This is a genomic window from Streptomyces sp. HNM0574, assembly GCF_012726235.1.
GTDB lineage: Bacteria > Actinomycetota > Actinomycetes > Streptomycetales > Streptomycetaceae > Streptomyces.
On record NZ_JAASAH010000002.1, the window covers coordinates 45,911 to 63,328 of the forward strand.

12 protein-coding genes are annotated in these 17,418 nt (G+C 75.0%); 5 read left to right on the plus strand and 7 right to left on the minus strand.

Annotated features, from left to right (window positions below; translation table 11 throughout):
• Positions 1–51: 51 nt before the first annotated feature.
• From alc to HCC30_RS03845, 4 genes are all read right to left on the minus strand, one after another.
• Positions 52–1,185, minus strand: a complete 1,134-nt coding sequence (alc, locus tag HCC30_RS03830; protein WP_169440576.1) for an allantoicase — start codon at positions 1,183–1,185, stop codon at positions 52–54.
• Positions 1,186–1,404: 219 nt separating this feature from the next.
• Complete coding sequence (locus tag HCC30_RS03835) at positions 1,405–1,644, minus strand: hypothetical protein (RefSeq protein WP_169440577.1); 240 nt, start codon at positions 1,642–1,644, stop codon at positions 1,405–1,407.
• A 53-nt stretch (positions 1,645–1,697) separates the two neighbouring features.
• Complete coding sequence (gene malQ, locus HCC30_RS03840) at positions 1,698–3,785, minus strand: 4-alpha-glucanotransferase (protein WP_169440578.1); 2,088 nt, start codon at positions 3,783–3,785, stop codon at positions 1,698–1,700.
• Positions 3,785–4,060 (minus strand): hypothetical protein, encoded by a 276-nt coding sequence (locus HCC30_RS03845; protein WP_346776483.1) that lies wholly within the window; start codon positions 4,058–4,060, stop codon positions 3,785–3,787. The genes malQ and HCC30_RS03845 overlap by 1 nt, the downstream gene beginning before the upstream one ends.
• A 383-nt stretch (positions 4,061–4,443) precedes the next feature.
• Here HCC30_RS03845 and HCC30_RS03850 point away from each other — a divergent pair, with 383 nt between their 5' ends.
• Positions 4,444–7,818: a beta-N-acetylglucosaminidase domain-containing protein gene (locus HCC30_RS03850; RefSeq protein WP_346776484.1), complete on the plus strand. Its 3,375-nt coding sequence runs from the start codon at positions 4,444–4,446 to the stop codon at positions 7,816–7,818.
• 76 nt (positions 7,819–7,894) lie between these two features.
• On the opposite strand, the gene HCC30_RS03855 is transcribed toward HCC30_RS03850, so the two are convergent.
• Entirely contained in the window at positions 7,895–8,434 is a 540-nt protein-coding gene (locus tag HCC30_RS03855) for an HNH endonuclease (RefSeq protein WP_169440581.1), read from the minus strand.
• 378 nt (positions 8,435–8,812) lie between these two features.
• On the opposite strand from HCC30_RS03855, the gene HCC30_RS03860 reads away from it, so the two are divergent.
• The 4 genes from HCC30_RS03860 to HCC30_RS03875 all read left to right on the plus strand — a co-directional run bounded on the left by HCC30_RS03860 (position 8,813) and on the right by HCC30_RS03875 (position 13,519).
• Positions 8,813–9,775: a mechanosensitive ion channel family protein gene (locus tag HCC30_RS03860; RefSeq protein WP_169441361.1), complete on the plus strand. Its 963-nt coding sequence runs from the start codon at positions 8,813–8,815 to the stop codon at positions 9,773–9,775.
• A 225-nt stretch (positions 9,776–10,000) separates the two neighbouring features.
• Positions 10,001–11,203, plus strand: coding sequence for an ROK family transcriptional regulator (locus tag HCC30_RS03865; RefSeq protein ID WP_169441363.1), 1,203 nt, complete (start codon positions 10,001–10,003; stop codon positions 11,201–11,203).
• A 64-nt stretch (positions 11,204–11,267) separates the two neighbouring features.
• Positions 11,268–12,539 (plus strand): 6-phospho-beta-glucosidase, encoded by a 1,272-nt coding sequence (locus HCC30_RS03870; protein ID WP_169440582.1) that lies wholly within the window; start codon positions 11,268–11,270, stop codon positions 12,537–12,539.
• A complete protein-coding gene (locus HCC30_RS03875) occupies positions 12,530–13,519 on the plus strand; it encodes a BadF/BadG/BcrA/BcrD ATPase family protein (protein ID WP_169440583.1) in 990 nt (329 codons plus the stop codon). Before HCC30_RS03870 ends, HCC30_RS03875 begins: the two co-directional genes overlap by 10 nt.
• A gap of 72 nt (positions 13,520–13,591) precedes the next feature.
• On the opposite strand, the gene HCC30_RS03880 is transcribed toward HCC30_RS03875, so the two are convergent.
• Together HCC30_RS03880 and HCC30_RS03885 are read right to left on the minus strand one after the other, a co-directional pair.
• A complete protein-coding gene (locus HCC30_RS03880; protein WP_169440584.1) occupies positions 13,592–15,163 on the minus strand; it encodes an FHA domain-containing protein in 1,572 nt (523 codons plus the stop codon).
• Between the two features lie 515 nt (positions 15,164–15,678).
• Positions 15,679–17,418, minus strand: coding sequence for a PP2C family serine/threonine-protein phosphatase (locus tag HCC30_RS03885; RefSeq protein ID WP_169440585.1), 1,740 nt, complete (start codon positions 17,416–17,418; stop codon positions 15,679–15,681).

Consider the following 17,418-nt stretch of genomic DNA (forward strand, 5'->3'; position numbering starts at 1 on the left):
AGTACGGGAGTTCGAATGCCGAGCAGAGTCGCCCACCGCCGCCCCGCCCGCTCAGTCCCGCCCGTCCGGCGCGGACCGTGCGCACTTCCGGCGCAGCTCCTCCCGCCCGCGCTCCGTCAGACCCCCGTGCAGCCGGAGCCGTGCGATGCCCCCGTCCGGGAACACGTCGAGGCGTACGTGGGTGACCGCCGCAGGTGCGGAGAGGGCGAAGCGGTGCGGGGCGTCGGGCTCCAGCGCGGTGCGCGGCAGCAGTTCGCTCCACGTCTCACCCCCGTCGGCCGAGCCGTGCAGGGCGACCCAACCGGCCGCGTTGCCCTTGTAGTTGGCCGTGTCGATCTCGACGGCCCGGATCTCGCCCTCGGCGGCGAGGCGCAGCCGCACCCAGTCGTGCCCGGTGTCCCGCCTCCGGCGCACCTCCCAGCCGTCGTCCATCTTCAGCGAGATGCCGGGCAGGGTGATGTTGGCCGGGTCGGAGAAGAACCGGTCCGAGGCGTCCTCGACGCTGCATCCGTTCAGCGCGGAGCCCAGGTCGCTGGTGCCCAGCAGGTCCAGCCACGACGGATCGGGCACCACCTCGCCGTGCACCCGCAGCCGGGCGATGCCGCCGTCGGGGTACTGCCGGAGCCGCAGGTGCGTCCAGCGCCGGCCGTCGGCGACGGCGAAGCCGTTGGCGGAGTGCCCGTACACGCGGGTGGGCGGCAGGAGTTCGTGCCAGGTGACGTCGTCGGCGAGCAGCCGCTCGGGGCCCGGGGTGCCCTCGACGGCGGCGGCCTCCAGGGAGACGCGCTGCGGGTAGTTGCCGCGGAAGTGCGCGGTGTCGACGACGACTCCGTGGATCACGCCGGGGGCGCCCAGCCGGATCAGCGCCCAGTCGTGGTCGTCGGCGCCGGGGTGCGGGGAGCCGGCCCCGGGGCCTCGGCGGCGGCGGGTCTCCCAGCCGTCCATGACCTTGCCCTTGTGCGCGAAGGCGGTGGGGTCGAACCGGGCGGGGCCGGGCTTGAGGAGGTTCTCGCGCTCGGCGAAGAACTCGTCGTTGGCGGCAATGACACCGGCGCCGAACCGCCGGTCGGCGAGGTCGGCCAGCCGGGTGAAGTCCTCCCCGGAGGGGCCGGTTCCGATGCGGTCGGTGTAGTCGGCGTAGGGGTCGCCGGAGCGGTAGGGCTGAGCGTCGTAGGAGTGCGTCACCTGGGACCTTTCCGTCGGGTCTGCGGTCGTCCGTGGACGTCTACGACCCTGGCAGCGGCCGAGCTGTCAGGTCCATCGAAACAATCCACCGGCGCCGTTCAGCCGAACTGAACATTCGAGGCGGCACGCACTACGCCGGGAAAAACGTCGAGGACGCCCCCGGTGCGGGGGCGTCCTCGACCTATGAAGGTCTGGTCCGGTGTCCCGGGATCCTGCGACTCAGCCCTGCTTCTTGCGGGACTTGTCGCCCACGGCCACCAGGCCGGCGATCACCAGGAACAGGACGATGGGTGTCACGACATAGAGGCCGAGTGTCTCGATCACACTCAGGCCCGGACCGGGGTCGTCGCCATCGTCTCGCGTGAGCGCGAAGGCGGGAGACGACAGCAGCATCAGCAGCGCGGAGCCGGCCGTCACGGTGCCGGCGCGCAGGGCGTTTTTGTTGACCTTGTTGCTCACGCAGTCAACATATCCGACGCCCTCGGGGCCCGCGCGACCGGGTGCCCCCTGGGTCACCTCAGGGCGTCCCGCACGTCCGCGAGCAGCGCGTGCGCACGCGGCGAGGCGGCCAGGTCCTCCAGGCTCACGGGGCGTCCGTCCGCATCGGCCACGGGGAGGCGCCAGTTGGGGTACTCGCTGCTGGTCCCCGGCAGGTTCTGCGGACGCCGGTCACCCACGGCGTCCGGCAGCCAGACGCCGAGCATCCGGGCCGGGGTCCGGGCGAGGAACCGGTACGCGGCCCGCACCTCGCCCTCCTCGTCGCCGACGCCCTCCGGCAGCAGCCCCAGCCGGACGAAATGGCTGAGCCACTCGGCCACTTCGGAACTGTCCGCGCACCGCTCCTCGGACAGCGTGCGCGAGAGCAGCCCGAGCCGGTGCCGCAGCGCGACGTGTTCGCCCGTGAGCCGCGCGGCGGTACTGGGCAGATCGTGCGTCGTCACCGTGGCCAGACAGTCGGCCCGCCAGTCCGCCGGGGCAAGCGGCTCGGCCTCGCCGCCCGGGGAGGCCGAGGCGTAGTCGCGCTCGAACCAGAGCACCGAGGTCCCCATGGCACCGCGCCGGGCCAGGTCCTCCCGTATCCCCGACTCGACCGTCCCGAGGTCCTCGCCGATGACGGCCGCGTCCGCGCGGTGCGCGGCCAGCGCGAGGCAGCCGAACATCGCCTCCGAGTCGTAGCGCACGTAACAGCCCTCGGTGGCCTTCCGGCCCTCCGGGATCCACCAGAGCCTGGAGTGCCCCATCACGTGGTCGACGCGCAGCGCACCGGTGTGCCGCAGCTGCCCCGCGAGGACCTCGCGGTACGCCGCGTACCCGGTGCGCGCCAGCGCGTCGGGGCGCCACGGGGGAAGCCCCCAGTCCTGTCCGTGCGGGTTGAACGCGTCCGGCGGGGCGCCGACGGACATGCCGGACGCGAAGACCTGCTGCTGCGCCCAGGCGTCCGCCCCGTGCGGATGGACGCCGACCGCGAGGTCGTGCACCAGGCCGACGGGCATGCCCGCCTCCCTGGCGGTCCGCTGCGCGCGCTCCAGCTGCTCGTCGGCGAGCCAGGCGAGCCGGCAGTGGAAGTCGACGCGCTCCATGTGCTCGCCGCGGGCCCGCGCGGTGCGCGCCGAGCGCGGGTCGTCCAGGCCCTGCGGCCAGTCGCGCCAGTCGGGGCCGTGCAGCTCGGCCAGCGCGCACCAGGTGGCGTGGTCCTCCAGCGCCGTGCCCTGCTCGGCGAGGTAGTCGCAGTAGGCGGCGCGGCGGCCGGGCGGGAGCGGGACGCGGTGGACGAGTGCGAGGGCCTCCCGCTTGAGCGCCCACACGGCGTCCCGGTCGATGTGCGCCCCGCCCTCCAGCACGCCGGCGCGGAGCGCGTCGGCCCGGGCGAGGAGCGCGCCCGCCCGCTCCCGGTCCGCGCCCCGCAGCGCGCCGTACTCGGGCACGTCCTCGACCCGCAGGTGCACCGGGTCGGGATAGCGCCGCGAGGAGGGCCGGTACGGGGACGGGTCCGAGGGGGCTCCCGCGGCGCCGGGGACGGCGGCGTGCAGCGGGTTGAGCTGGAGGAAGTCGGCGCCGAGGGTGCGGCCCGACCAGTCGGCGAGGTCGGCCAGATCGGCGAGGTCGCCCATCCCCCAGGACCGGGAGGACAGCACGGAGTAGAGCTGGACGAGCAGTCCGTAACCGCGCCCCGCTCCCGCGCGGGTGCGCGGCGCGGGGAAGCCGTCGGGCGCGGCGATCAGGGTGGCGTGCGCGGCGCGGCCGTCCGGCGCCTGGGCCCGCAGGCTGTGCACGCCGGGGGGCAGCTTCACGCCGGGGCCCCAGTCGAGGGTCTCGCCGCTCTCGGCCAGGACGCGGAGGACGGTCCCGTCCGGGAACGAGGGCAGCGTGTGGCGGCCGGAGCCGGTGCGCAGCACCACGGTGGGCGGCAGGAGGCGCAGCGCGTCCTGCTCGTGGCGCTCCAGGGCCGCGCGCAGCGCCCTGGGCGTGGACGCGTCGACCCCGAGGGCCGCGAGCGCGGCGACGACCGTGTCGTCGGGAACCTCCACGGTCCGGCCGGGGGCCGGAGCGTAGGACGTGGCGACGCCGTGCGCCGCCGCGAGCCGCGCCAGGCGGCTCATCAGATGTCCGAGGACTCCGTGCCGAAGCCGGTGCCGGTGGGCTCACTGGTGAGCGGCAGCTCGGCGAGGGGCGGCTCGCTCGTCAGCGGAGCGACGTCGGCGAGCGGGGGTTCGCTGGTGAGCGGTGCTTCGAAGCAGCCGCAGGAGCACGAGCCGTCCAGTCCGGAGTCGGGGTCGGACACACCGGACAGGGCTACCGGCCCGTGCCCCTGTTTGGACAGCGTCTGCTGCGGGAGCGGAGTCAGGGCGGACATCAGAAGTGCGGACGCGGCCACGACGGGCCTCCGTTCGTCGACATCAGGCGGTCACGACTCGCCATACCCATTCGGCGGCCGCGCAGACGTACCCGGCGGGGGAACGTGGTCCAGCTCACTCCCCGGCGGCAGGAAAAATCCACGGCGGCGGACCGTACGGAGCGAAGAGACACGATCATATCGGGCATCCCGCGCCACTATTTGCGGAGGGGTGGCCGAGGGTCACGCTGAGCGAGCAGCCGCGCCGGTCGAGTGTTCACCGCCGGTACGCCCGGCACGCGACGGGCCGACATGTGTGCTCCACGAATGAGGCGCATGCACCCGATCCTCACATTGACACCCACAACCCGCTGGTGATGGGCTCACAGCCGATTGGCGCTCTTCTGGCCTCGGGGAGGAAGCAAGTGGGCACAGCGTCACGCGGAGGGGTACGGCGCCGGGCGGGCGCCACTGCCGTCGCGGCGGCATTCATCGGCGGGCTGCTCTCGGGAGCACCGGCGGCGCAGGCGGCACCGCCACCCGCGCCGGACGGCGCCGCGGCGAACGCACCGGAGGAGGACACCGGCACGGCGAGCGGCCTGCCCTCCGTCTGGCCGCGCCCCCAGTCGATACGCGCGCAGGGCGCGTTCGTACCGGTGGGCCGGGAGGTCACGCTCGTCGCCGACGCGGACGCGGACGAGGCGGCGCTGGAGGTGCTCCGTTCCGCGCTGCGCGAGGCCGGCGCCCGCAGCGTGCACGACTCCACCCCCGACGAGGCGCCAACCGGCGCCCCCGGCCGCGGACTTGTCGTCCGCGCGGGCAGCGAGTCCGCCGCGGCGGCCCTGCGCGCGCTGAAGGCGCCCGCGAAGGGCGACCTCCCGGCGGGCGGCTACCGCCTCGCCGTGGGCCGCGCCCCGGACGGCGAGCGGGAGCGGGACACCGTCGCGCTCGAAGGCACGGACGGCGCGGGGCTGTTCCACGCCGCGCAGACCCTGCGCCAGCTGATCACCGCCCGGGAGGGCAGCACCGGCTTCGCCGGCGCCACCGTCCGCGACTGGCCCACCGCCGCCGTCCGCGGCGTCACCGAGGGCTTCTACGGGCAGTCCTGGTCGCAGCGCGAACGGCTCTCCCAGCTCGACTTCCTGGGCCGCACGAAGCAGAACCGCTATCTGTACGCGCCGGGTGACGACCCGTTCCGCCAGGCGACGCGGTGGCGCGACCCGTACCCGGCCGGACAGCGCGCCGAGTTCCGCGCGCTGGCCGAGCGGGCCCGCGCCAACCACGTGACCCTCGGCTGGGCCGTCTCGCCCGGGCAGGGCCTCTGCTTCTCCTCCGAGGACGACCGTAAGGCGCTGCTGCGCAAGGTGGACTCCATGCGGGCGCTGGGATTCACCGCGTTCCAGCTCCAGTTCGAGGACGTCAGCTACAGCGAATGGCACTGCGGGGACGACGCCGACACCTACGGCTCGGGCCCCGGCGCCGCCGCCAGGGCGCACGCGGAACTGGCCAACGAGGTCGCCCGCCACCTGGCCGAGCGGCACCCGGACGCGGAACCGCTGTCCGTGATGCCGACGGAGTACTACCAGAAGGGCGCAACGGAGTACCGCACGGCGCTCGCGGACAAGCTGGACGACGGCGTGGAGGTCGCGTGGACGGGCGTGGGCGTCGTCCCGCGCACCATCACGGGGCGTGAACTCGCCGGCGCACGGGAGGCGTTCCAGCAGCACCCCCTCGTCACGATGGACAACTACCCCGTCAACGACTGGGCGCAGGACCGCATCTTCCTCGGCCCCTACCGCGGCCGGGAGCCCGCCGTGGCCGCCGGTTCGGCCGGGCTGCTCACCAACGCGATGAAGCAGCCCACCGCTTCCCGCATCCCGCTGTTCACCGCCGCCGACTACGCCTGGAACCCGAGGGGTTACCGGCCGGACGCCTCCTGGCGGGCCGCGATCGACGACCTCGCGGGCGGCCCGGCGGCCGAGCCCCGGGTGCGCGAGGCCGTGCGGGCGCTCGCGGGCAACGACGCCTCGTCCGTCCTCGGCGGCGAGGAATCGGCGTACCTGCGGCCCCTGATGGACGACTTCTGGTCCGCGTACGAGAGCCACGACCGCGCGGGGCTGCGCCGCGCCGCCGGCCGGCTGGAGGACGCCTACCGCACGATGCGCGAGGCCGGCGACCACGTGCCCGAGGAGCTGCGCCGCGAAGTGCAGCCCTGGCTGGAGGAGTTGGCGCTGCACGGAGAGGCCGGGCAGCAGGCCGTGGCGATGCTGCTGGCCCAGTCCCGCGGTGACGGGGCGGCGGCCTGGCGCGCGCAGCACGCACTGCGGGAGTCGCGCGGCGCGATCGCGAAGGGCCCGGCGACGGTCGGCAAGGGCGTCCTGTCCGCCTTCACCGACAAGGCGCTGAAGGCCGCCGACAAGTGGACCGGCGTCCCCGGCGGCGCCGACGGCCTCACCAAGAAGGACGGCCCCGGGAAGGAGAAGCGGGACGCCTTCGGCAAGGGCACCACCGTGGACGCGGCGCCCCGGGCCCGCGAGGGCTCCTCGGCCGCCGACGCGGTCGACGGGGACCCGTCCACCGCGTACCGCAGCGCCACCGCGCCCGCCACCGGCTGGTTCACCTCGGGACGCGCACGGCCCGGGATCGCCCCCGCCGCGCCGGGGCGCGACCCGTCGGCGCCCGGCTCGCTCACCGTGCGGCTGCCCGAGCCCCGGCGGCTCTCCGCCGTCTCCGTCCTCACCGAGCCGGGCTCCGGCACCCGCGCGGACATCGAGGCGCACGTCCCCGGCGAGGGCTGGCGGCGGCTCGGCGCGCTCTCCGGCAGCGGCTGGACGCAGGCCGGGGCGGACACCCGCGCCGACGCGCTGCGGCTGTCCTGGACGAAGGGCTCCGCCGCACCCGTCGTCAACGAGATCACCCCCTGGTACGCGGACACCCCCGAGGCGTCCCTCGCACTGTCCGAGAAGGAGGTGTACGTGCCGATCGGCGGCGAGCCGGCCGAACTCTCCGCCGAACTCGGCGCACAGCGCCCGGGAAACGTCCGCGACCGCATCCGCGCCTCGGCCCCCGAGGGCTTCACCGTGCACACCCCGGAACGCACCACCGTCCCGCGCGGCGGGACGGCCTCCAGCCCGGTCCGGATCGCGGCCGGGAAGTCGGCCGAGCCGGGAGAGCACCGCGTCACGCTGTCCTTCGGCGGCGAGAAGCGCACCGTCACCGTGCACGCGTACCCGAAGCCGGACGGGCCCGACCTGGCGCGGGAGGCGCGGGCGACGTCCTCGGCCGACGAGACGGCCGACTTCCCGGCCCGCGCCGTCAACGACGGCCGGAGGGACACCCGTTGGTCCTCCCCCGCGAAGGACGGCGAGTGGGTGCAGCTGGAGCTGGCGAAGCCCGCGCGGGTGGGCGAGGTGGTGCTGTGGTGGCAGGACGCCCACGCCGAGCGGTACCGCGTGCAGTTCTCGTCGGACGGCAAGCGCTGGCGCACCGCGGCGACCGTGCGGGACAGCGGCGGCGGCCGGGAGTCCGTGCGCGTCCCGTCCGGCGAGAAGACCCGCTACATCCGGGTGCAGGGCGACGAACGGGCCACCGAGTTCGGGTACTCGCTGTGGGCGGTGGAGGCGTACGGCCCCCGGAAGGCGTCCCGGAACGCGCACGGCTCCGCCGGGAAGCACACCGGCCGTCCCGCGGACCACGCGGGCAAGGGACGGGGCGCCCCGGAGGACGCGCGGGCCCGGGAGCGGCACGGGACGGAGCAGCCGGGCAACTCCGGTGCGGGGCACGGCGCGGGCGGCGGCTGAGCCCTCGCGAGGGGACGGCCGGGCCCGGTGGCGCGCGGTGCGGCGGCCACCGGCCCGGACATGACGAAGCCCGGACTCAGGCAGGTGATCTGCCTTCGATCCGGGCCAGGGCGTCGTCCGCTCCGTATGGCTGGAGATAGGGCATCCAGCGCGGGTCCCTGTGTCCCGTGCCGATGATCCTCCAGGCCAGTCCGGAGGGGGGTGCGGGTTGATGGCGCAACCGCCAGCCGATCTCGGCGACGTGTTTGTCCGCCTTGACGTGGTTGCAGCGACGGCAGGCCGCGACCACGTTCTCCCAGATGTGCTGTCCGCCGCGACTGCGCGGGATCACGTGGTCGACGCTGGTTGCGACACCACCGCAGTACGCGCACCTGCCGCCGTCCCTGGCGAACAGGGCGCGGCGCGTCAGCGGCACGGCACCGCGGAAGGGCACCTTCACGAACCGCTTGAGGCGGACGACGCTGGGGGCGGGTATGACATGGGTCGCGCTGTGCATCAGGGCGCCGGAGTCCTCGAGACTGACAGCCTTGTCGTTGAGTACGAGGATGAGCGCGCGGCGAAGCGGTACGACGCCGAGCGGCTCGTACGACGCGTTGAGGACCAGGACATGCGGCACGGTGCCTCCAGTTCCGTCGGCGGCGCGTGGCTCGCGCCGGGACGATCTCTCCTCAGTGTGTCCCGTGTCCCTGCGACTTCGCCACCACGACCACGTCACGCACTGAGCGTGTTTTCAGCCACACCCTCTTCATCCCCCGCATCGCGGGTTTCCTCCCTCCAACATGGGGATGTGCGGGGCGGGATCGGGTTCAGCGCGGCCCCTGACCGCCATTTGTGAAGGACGTGCGCCGTTAGTGTGGTCGCACGTTCGCGACGGCCCCCCGGCGGACGCGCCCGCACGGAAGGTACTGCTGTGTTCTCGCTGCTCACCGCCACCCCGGAGACCGGGGCGCCCCTCCTCGCGGACTCGACCTCCGGCGCGAGAGGCGCCACCTCGCTGGAGGAGGCTCACGAGCGGGCCACCAACGCCGCCGGCTGGATAGAGGCCAACTGGTCGGACTGGCTCGCGACGGGGCTGCGCATCCTCCTCATCACGGTCATCGCCGTGGTGCTGCGCTACGTCATACGACGGGCCATCACCAAGCTGATCGAGCGCACCAACCGCAGGTCGGAGGCGAGCGACCGGAACGCGCTGAGCGGGCTGCTGGTCAACCGGGAGCGCCGGATGCAGCGCTCCGCCGCGATCGGCTCGGTGCTCCGCAACGTCGCCTCGTTCGTCATCATGGGCACCGCCGTGCTGATGGTGCTCTCGGTGCTCGGCATCAACCTCGCGCCGCTGCTGGCCAGTGCCGGCGTGGCCGGTGTGGCGCTCGGTTTCGGCGCCAGGAACCTCGTCACCGACCTGCTCGCGGGCATGTTCATGCTCCTGGAGGACCAGTACGGGGTCGGCGACCGGGTCGACGTGGGCGAGGCGTCGGGAACGGTCCTGGAGATCGGGCTGCGGGTGACGCAGTTGCGCGGCGACGACGGCGAGATCTGGTACATCCGCAACGGCGAGATCAAGCGCGTCGGCAACCTGAGCCAGGGCTGGGCCACGGCCGCGCTCGACGTACAGGTCCGGTCCGACGCGGACATGAACGAGGTCAGGTCCGCCATCGCCACGGCCGGCGAGCAGCTCGCGAAGGGCACGCCGTGGGACGAGGTGCTCTGGGAGCCGGTCGAGGTCCTGGGCCTGGACTCGGTGACGCTCGACTCGATGGTGATCCGGGTGTCGGCGAAGACCATGCCGGGCAAGGCGCTCGGCGTGGAGCGCGAGCTGCGCTGGCGGATCAAGCAGGAGCTGGACGGGCGCGGCATCGAGATCGTGGACGACGAGTCGCTGGCCCTGGAGGCGCGGTCGCGGGTCGACCTGCACAAGGACGAGGGCGCCAAGGAGTCCAGGGTGCCGCCGCAGCGCTGAGCCGCGTCGGGAGCGGGGTCCGGAGCCGGGTGACGGCTCCGGACCCCGCTGCTTTTCGGTCTCCCGCCCCTCGTCCGGGCGACGGCGGATCCGGGCCCACCGTTGACGCGGGAGCGGCGTGCGCCTACCGTCCTGACGGCAATAGGAAACCTTCCTAACAGTTGTCCCGGCCGGGAGGAGGCAGCCCACGTGAACGGACCGGGCACCCCCCAGGTGCTGCGCGCGATGAACGACCGCAGCGCACTCGACCTGCTGCTCGCCCGAGGACCGCTCTCCCGCACCCGGATCGGCACCCTGACCGGCCTCTCCAAACCGACCGCCTCCCAGCTGCTCGCCCGCCTCGAATCGGCCGGACTGGTCGTCGTGAGCGGCCGCAGCGAGGGCCGCCCCGGCCCCAACGCCCAGCTGTACGAGGTCAATCCGCGTGCCGCGCACGTGGCCGCACTGGACGTCACCACCGCCGGCATCCGCGCCGCCGTCGCCGACATCACCGGCCGCACCGTCGGCCGGTACACGCTGGACACGACGGCGGGAGACGCACCGGACGGGACGGCGGAACAGGTCGCCGCAGCCGTCGAAGGCGCCGCCGCCGACGCCGGGGTGGACGCCGGGGCGCTGCACCGGATCGTCATCGGCACCCCGGGCGCCTTCGACCCGGGCACGGGACGGCTCCGCTACGCCTCGCACCTGCCCGGCTGGCACTCCCCCACCCTGCTCGACGAGATCGCCGCCGCCGTCCACGCGCCCGTGCGGTACGAGAACGACGTGAACCTGGCCGCGGTCGCCGAGTGGCGGCTCGGCGCGGCGCAGGGGCGGGAGGACTTCGTCCTGCTCTGGAACGAGCAGGGCATCGGCGCCGCCGTCGTCCTCGGCGGCCGTCTGCACCGGGGGCGGACCGGCGGCGCGGGCGAGGTCGGCTTCCTGCCCGTCCCCGGCGCCCCGCTCGTCCGCGACCCGGGGCGGCGGGGCAGCGGCGGCTACCAGGAACTCGCGGGCGCCGAGGCGGTGTTGCGGGCCGCGCGGGAGCTCGGGCTGCCGCACGACCCGTCCGCCGAGCCGAAGGACGCGGCCGCCGCGCTGCTGTCGGCGGCGGCCCGCGTCGTCGGCCCGGGGCACGCCCCGGCGACGGACGGCGCGGGTGAACGGGGCGTGTACCGCGAGCTGTTGGGGCGGTTCGCCGCCGGGCTCGCCGTCGGACTGGCTGCCGTGGTGACCGTGCTGGACCCGCAGCTGGTGGTGCTCGCCGGAGGGCTGCCGCAGGCCGGCGGCGAACCGCTGCGCGCCCGGGTGGAGGGCGAACTCGGGGAGATCGCCGTGCCGGTGCCCCGGGTGGTGCTGGGCACCGTCACGGACGGGCCCGTGCTCGGCGGCGCCCTGCAGAGCGCGCTGGCCACGACCCGCGACGAGGTGTTCGACACCTCCGCCTGACGTCCCTCGTCGGGACCTCAACCGCAAACCGCAACCGCAGGACCGGAGCGAAAGGCTGACTGGCGTGAAACTCGCAGTGGTGGGTGGCGGTTCGACCTACACCCCTGAACTCATCGACGGATTCGCGCGGTTGCGGGAGTCGTTCCCGCTCACGGAGCTCGTGCTCGTCGACCCGGCCGCGGAACGGCTGGAACTCGTCGGCGGACTCGCCCGCCGCATCCTCTCCGCCCAGGGCCACCCCGCCACCGTCGTCACCACCTCGCGCCTGGAGGACGGCGTCGCGGGCGCGGACGCGGTGCTGGTCCAGCTGCGCGTCGGCGGGCAGGCGGCCCGCGCCGAGGACGAGACCTGGCCCCTGGAGTGCGGCTGCCTGGGCCAGGAGACGACGGGCGCGGGCGGGCTCGCCAAGGCGCTGCGCACCGTACCGGTCGTGCTGGACATCGCGGAGCGGGTCCGGCGCGCCAACCCGGACGCCTGGATCATCGACTTCACCAACCCGGTCGGCATCGTCACCCGCGCCCTGCTGCGGGAGGGGCACAAGGCCGTCGGACTGTGCAACGTGGCGATCCACCTCCAGCGGAAGTTCGCCGCCCTGCTCGACGTGCCGCCCTCCGAGCTCCACCTCGACCACTACGGACTGAACCATCTCACCTGGGAGTTCGGCGTCCGGCTCGGCGGCCCCGGCGGCGAGGACGTGCTGCCGTCGCTGATCGACGGGCACGGCGCGCGGATCGCCGAGGACCTCCGGCTCCCGCTGCCGCTGCTCACCCGCCTCGGCGTCGTCCCCTCGTACTACCTGCGCTACTACTACGCGCACGACGAGGTGGTCGAGGAACTGGGGACGAAACCGTCCCGGGCCGCCGAGGTCGCCGAGATGGAGCGGAAGCTGCTGGAGATGTACGGCGACCCGGCGCTGCGCGAGAAGCCCGAACTGCTCGCGCAGCGCGGCGGGGCCTTCTACTCGGAGGCCGCCGTCGCCCTGGCCGCCTCGCTGCTGGGCGCACCCGGCGAGCAGTCGACCATCCAGGTGGTCAACACGTACAACAACGGCACGCTGCCCTTCCTCCCCGACGACGCCGTGGTGGAGGTGCCGGCGCACATCGGCCACGACGGGGCCAGGCCGCTGCGGGCACCCGCGCTCGACCCGCTGTACACCGGCCTGATGGCACACGTCACCGCCTACGAGGACCTCGCGCTGGACGCGGCGCTGCGCGGCGGCCGGGAGCGCGTCTTCCGCGCCCTGCTCGCCCACCCGCTCGTCGGCCAGTACGCGCAGGCCGAGGCGCTCACCGACCGGCTGCTGGCGCACAACGGGAAGCACCTGCCGTGGGCCTGACCGCAACGACCGCCTCCTGCCTGGCCGTTGACGCGGGCAACAGCAAGACGGACGTGGCCGTCGTCAACCCGGACGGGTCCGTGCGCGGACGCGCGCGGGGCGGCGGGTTCCAGCCGCCCGCGGTGGGTGTGGCCGCCGCCGTGGCCGCGCTCTCCCGCACCGTCGGCGAGGCGCTGTCCGCGGCGGGGACGGCGTCCGTCGGGCACGTCTCGGCCTGCCTCGCCAACGCCGATCTCCCCCGCGAGGAGGCGGAGTTGGCCGAGGCCGTCCGGGCGCGGAGCTGGGGCCGGACGGCCGAGGTGCTCAACGACACCTTCGCCGTGCTCCGCGCCGGGCTCCCCGACGACGGCTCCGTACGGCACGGCGTCGGTGTCGTCTGCGGCGCGGGCGTCAACTGCGTCGGCCGGGCGGCGGACGGGCGCACCCACCGCTTCCCCGCCGTGGGACAGCTGTCCGGCGACTGGGGCGGGGGCTCGGGGCTCGCCGCCGAGGCGCTGTGGCACGCGGCCAGGGCCGAGGACGGGCGGGGCGAGCGGACGGAGCTCGCGCACACCGTGCCGCGCCACTTCGGGCTCGGCTCCATGCGGGCGCTGATCGAGGCGCTGCACCTGGGAGACCTCCCCGCGTCCCGGAAACACGAGGTCACGCCGCTGCTCTTCGCCTCGGCCAGCGCCGGTGACGCGGTGGCACGCGCCCTGGTGGAACGCCAGGCCGAGGAGATCGTCTCCATGGTGACGGTCTCGCTGTCCCGCCTGGACCTGCTGCGCACCCCGACCCCGGTCGTGCTCGGCGGCAGCGTCGTCGCGGCCCGGCACCCGGTGCTGCACGGCGCGCTCACCGCACGGCTCGCGGAACGCGCCCCGGCCGCCGCACCGCACGTCGTCACCGCGCCGCCGGTGCTCGGGGCCGCACTGCTCGGCCTGGACCGCGCGTACGCGCCGCCCGCCGCGTACGCGCGGCTCCGCGCCGGGTTCGCCTGAGCCCGGACGCACGCGAGCCGCGGGGCACATCGCGCGTGCCCCGCGGCTCGGACCTGCCGTGCGTGACGGGCGTCAGGACCGGTGCAGCGTGATCGTCGTCCAGGCGCCGACGTGCACCCGGTCGCCCTCCATCAGGGGGACGGGGACGAAGGGCTGGATCGGCTCGTCCGCGTTGTTGATGGTGGTGCCGTTCGTCGAGTCCTGGTCGACGACCGACCAGGAGCCGTCGGGCTGCTGGACGAGCACCGCGTGCTGGTGCGAGACACCCGGGTCCTCGGGCGACCTGGCCAGGTCGATGTCGGGCGACTCGCCCGTCGACTGACGACGGCGCCCGATGGTGATCTGGTGCCCGGTCAGCGGCAGTTGCTGCTGCTCGGTGTACGCCGGGAGGTTGAGGCTCGCCGCCTCGGGACCGCTGCGCTCCATCATGGCCGCGAAGTACTCGTGGTCCGGGGCGACGACCGCCGTCCAGCCCGCGCCGGGCTGCCCCTCGGGCGGCGTCCCCTGCTGGGGGAAGCCCTCGGGCTGCTGCGCGAAACCGTCCTGCTGCTGCGGAATCCCGTCGGGCGCCTGCGGGGTGCCGGGCGGGGGCAGCGGCCAGTCCCCGCTCGGCGGCGACTGCGGCTGCTGCGGCGGGTACGGGGCCGGGGGCGCCTGCTGCGGGTGCGGGGCCTGCTGGAAGCCCTGGCCGAAGCTCTGCTGGTTCGGGTCGCCGTACGGGCCCGGCTGCTCCTGCTGCTCCGGGACCAGCGGCTCGGCGGGACGGTTCATCTGCGAGGGACGCGAGGCCTCGTAGTCGAACTGCTGCTCAGGGCCGCCCTCCTGATAGCCGGGGAACGGCGCCTGCGGCGGCACCGGCTGACCGGGCTGGCCGGGGAACTGCCCCGAGGGCGGGCCCGGCTGGCCCGGGAACTGTCCCGAACCCTGCTGCTCGGGCGGCTGGCCCGGCTGCCCGGGCTGTCCCGGGAACTGCCCCGGCTGGCCGGGGAACTGCTCGCCCTGGCCGCCGAACTGCCCGGAGGGCGGGCCCGGCTGACCGGGGAACTGCCCCTGCTGGCCCGGGAATTGCTCGCCCTGGCCGGGGAACTGGCCCGGGGGCGGGCCCGGCTGGCCCGGCTGGCCCATCTGTCCCGGCTGGCCGGGCGGCGGGAAGCCGGGCTGCTGGCCCTGCTGCGGGGGCGGCGGCGCGAAGTTGGTGGGGGTGTTGGTGAGGAAGTTGTACCGGCACTGCTCGCAGAACGGCGCCTGTGCCTCACGCTGCGTGCCGCACTGCGGGCACGGTTCGCCGGGCTGCTGGAGCTGCTGCCCGGGCACGGGCGGCGGCGGAGTCACGGGGCCCGGGTAGCCGTAGCCCTGGCCCTGGCTCTGCCCCTGGCCCGGCATCTCGGGGAAGCCCGGGGCGCCCTGCGGCGCGGGGGCTCCGGGCGGGACCGGCGTACCGGGGGCGGGCGGCTGGGGCGCCGGAGGCTGCTGGGCCGCGGGCCCCGGGTAGCCGTAGCCTCCGCCCTGCCCCTGCGGGGGCGGCGGCGGGGTCGGCGGAACGGAGCCGGCGGGCGGCCCGCTCGGTGCGTCGGCGATGCGGTGACCGCACAGATCGCACCAGTCGTCGGCCGCCGACTGGTGGCCGTTCGGGCATGTCGGCATGGTGAGTGCCTCCCCCTCCGTACTCCTGATCTTCCGTACCCAGCGGCGCTGATCCGCTTCGCACGGGCCGTCCGGTCGGACCGTGATGTCTCGCGTCCGGTGTGACCGGCATCGTTCGCACGGCGCCGGAGACCGCCGCCGTCAGCGGAACAGTACCTGTCACGGCGTCGGCGGCGTCCACCACCGTGAAAGACCCTTCGGGTGGTTTCCCCGTCACCGGGCGTGCCCGCCGGGCGGATTTCACGCCGGATTCGCCCCCGGATTTCCGGTTTCACCCGGGGGCCGGTGGCTCCCTGGCGACTCCCCGGATACCGCGCGCGGGCACCGTCTGTCCCGCGTACCGGAGGACTTGGGGATTCGTCACAGTCGGCCGGCGGGCGCCCGCGCACGCCCCGCCCCCGCGACGTGCCCGTGCGCCTCCCCGCTCCCGTGCGCGGGCCCCCGCCCCCGCGCGGACTTCGCCCTCGGCGGACGCGCGTGACGAACGCGACAGCGGCGGGAGCGGGGCGGCCGGATCAGTCCGGCATGGCGAACGGGACGACGGCCACGGTGATGTTGTCCATCCCGCCGCCGTCCAGCGCGTAACCGACCAGGTGCTGCGCGCACGGGAGCGGCCGGGCGTGCGCGTCCTGCGGGACGACGGCGGCCATGTCCTCGGCGGACTCCGCGTAGTTCCACAGTCCGTCCGTGCACACGATGACCACACCGGAGCGGTCGGGCTTGAACGAGGCGGTGTGCGGGTCGACTTCGTGCGCGTCGGCACCGAGCCAGCCGGTGATCGCGTGCGCCCGGGCGTCCGCGTACGCCTCGGCCTCCGTCATCAGCCCGGCGGAGACCATCTGGGCCGCCCAGGAGTCGTCCTCGGTCAGCCGCGCGGGCGGGGCACTGCGGTCGTCGGGGACCCAGTACGCGCGGCTGTCGCCGATCCAGCCGACGGTGAGGACGCCCTCGGCCGTGAGGGCACTGACGATCGTGCAGGCTGGCGCGTTCTTGGACGGCTCGTTCGGCCCCTCGGAGGCGAGGTGGGTGACGGCCTCGGCGGCGGCCACCAGCGCGTCGTGCATGATCTGCTGCGGGTGCGCGCCGTGCGGCACCGCCGCGCCCATGGACTCCCCCGCCGCCTTCGCCGCCGCGGCGGACGCGTCGTCGGGCCGGGTGGCGGAGGAGACGCCGTCGCAGACGACGGCGATCGTCGCCAACGAGCCGCTCGCGGTGAAGGATTCGAGGACGGAGAAGAAGTCCTCGTTCCGGTGGTGGCGCAGGCCCCGGTCACTGGCGACGGCGACGCTCGGCAACGCGCGCTCCATGTGGTCGCGTTCGAGCGGCTGCTTGTGCCCGCAGTGCTCGCAGTACCCGTCGCTGTCGACCGTCCCCGTGCCACAGGCGACACAGTGCGGACCGGCAGCACCGGAGGGCGCGGCGGCCGGTGCCGGGACGGCCGGTGCAGGGACGGCCGGTGCAGGGACGGCCGGTGCAGGGACGGCGGGCGCCGGAGCTCCGGGCGGCGGGTAGGAAGGAGCGGGCGCCGGTGCCTCTCCGGACGGGAACGCCGCGTCGCTGACGGTGGGCACGTCCGGGCCGCGCTCCCGCTTGCTCATCGCGGCCTCGTACGCGGTCTGCTGACCGCGCGGCACGAAGTCGTCGAGCACGGCGCGGGGGGCGAAATCGTCCAGCACCGGCCGGGCGTCCGCACGCGGATCGGGCGCGGGCGGCGGCGCGGGGGCTTCCTCCGGCTGCGGGGCCTCGGCGGGCGGGGCCACCGGCGCGGCGGGCGCGCCCTCGGCCGGGACCCCGATGCGGGTCTCCGGCACGGGCGGCGCGGGCCGCGGGTGCGGCGGGTAGGCCGGCGGCTCCGGCGCCTGGGCCGGAGGCACGGCGGCGGGCGCGCCGTACTGGGGCGGCGGCCCGTACTCCGCGGCGCCGTACTCCGCGCCGCCCTGCCCGGCCCGGCCCGGCGGCGGCTGCCGGACGGTGGACGTCGGCAGCGTGAAGTCCGGCTCCGTCGGGGTGGGCGCCGCGGGCGGCGCCGACGGGGGCGGCGGGATGTGCACCGAGGGCAGCGTCGGGGTGGGGACCGCGGGCGGGGCCGTGGGCGGCGGGGGCGCGCCCGGAACGGTCGCCCGGCCTCTGCCCGCCTGGGACACATGCTGTGCGGCAGCCGCCAGTTCGGCTCCGCAGGCGCCGCAGAAGAGGTCTCCCTCTTCCAGCGGCTCCGCGCAGCTGGGGCATCCGGACAGTTGGTTGAGCTGTGGCAT

Bases quoted from the DNA above. Each gene is read 5' to 3' on its own strand.
- HCC30_RS03885 (WP_169440585.1), bottom strand. From the start codon at position 17,418: ATGCCACAGCTCAACCAACTGTCCGGATGCCCCAGCTGCGCGGAGCCG.
- malQ (WP_169440578.1), bottom strand. From the start codon at position 3,785: ATGAGCCGCCTGGCGCGGCTCGCGGCGGCGCACGGCGTCGCCACGTCC.
- HCC30_RS03880 (WP_169440584.1), bottom strand. From the start codon at position 15,163: ATGCCGACATGCCCGAACGGCCACCAGTCGGCGGCCGACGACTGGTGC.
- HCC30_RS03865 (WP_169441363.1), top strand. From the start codon at position 10,001: ATGAACGACCGCAGCGCACTCGACCTGCTGCTCGCCCGAGGACCGCTC.